Raw genomic sequence first — 1,041 nt, forward strand, 5'->3', positions numbered from 1 at the left:
TTAGGCCTTCTATCCGGCCTTCTACTCTACCTTCTACTTTACCTTCTACTTTACCTTCCGCCCTACCAGCCATTTTGCCTTTTTCTATTAATCTCGCCGCTATTGTCATACTTAATTTACCTCCTTCCTCTGATATCTCTTTTAGGGTATCTATAACTCGTTCTTCCGATATATCCGACGCATAGTACAAATACCTGATTACACTTTCCAGAAACTTTAATCCTTCTCCCTCTTCAAAATACTGCTTCCCTATTTCAAAGAATCCCTTTAGCTTGTCTCCAAGAATTTTATCATTATATATATTCCTCATTAATAACATGGTTATTTGAAGGGATACCCTTCTAAATGCCCTGTCCTTTATTTCCTCATTACTATAACAACTCAGATCCGTCAGCAGATATTCAAATTCCGGTATAAATCTAAAGAATACCTCGTCTATCCCTTCAAAATAGTCTCTGAATCTCCTGACTTTCCACGCATCTTTGCCATTATACAATATCACCGGAATTACCGGCATGAGCCTTTGTGACTGCTTGCTGTTTGCTTCCCATATCTTTAAAAGGTATTTCATCAACTGCAGATATGGACATGCTACGGCATAACTCTTATGCTCAAATAAAAGGGTTATCCGGAGTTCTTTGTCTTTACAGAAACAGGTGTATACAATGTCTGAAAAATGTTCTTTGAGTTCCTCGTCGATATATGAATTATTATCCTGTGTTAAAGTGGATAAATCCAGCTTTTTCAAAATTTCAGGGGGAAATGTTCCCTGGAGAAAATCGATTACATTTTTCTTTATGGAAAAGGTCTCTTTGAAAAATTTGTCGTGTGGATTGATTATTTCCATTGATGCTCTTTCTGTAACATTTATCTTTTGATTCGTTAATTGGTTTTAATCTGAGGTCATAGGTCAGAAGTCAGAGATCAGAGACCAGAGACCAGAGACCAGAGACCAGAGGTCAGGGGTCAGGGGGCGGAGATCAGAAACGGCTTTGGATTATTGATCATACTCCCAAGCATTTTTCCAACTTCTAAGCAAAT

1 protein-coding gene is annotated in these 1,041 nt (G+C 37.9%); it reads right to left on the reverse strand.

Translation table 11 applies throughout. The features are described 5' to 3' along the window. Nucleotides 1-847, reverse strand: an 847-nt coding sequence (locus tag QZT26_RS17845; RefSeq protein WP_295104129.1) for an Rpn family recombination-promoting nuclease/putative transposase, incomplete at its 3' end; no start/stop codon positions are given. Nucleotides 848-1,041 lie beyond the last annotated feature (194 nt).

The organism is uncultured Candidatus Kuenenia sp. (assembly GCF_900696675.1).
GTDB lineage: Bacteria > Planctomycetota > Brocadiia > Brocadiales > Brocadiaceae > Kuenenia > Kuenenia stuttgartiensis_A.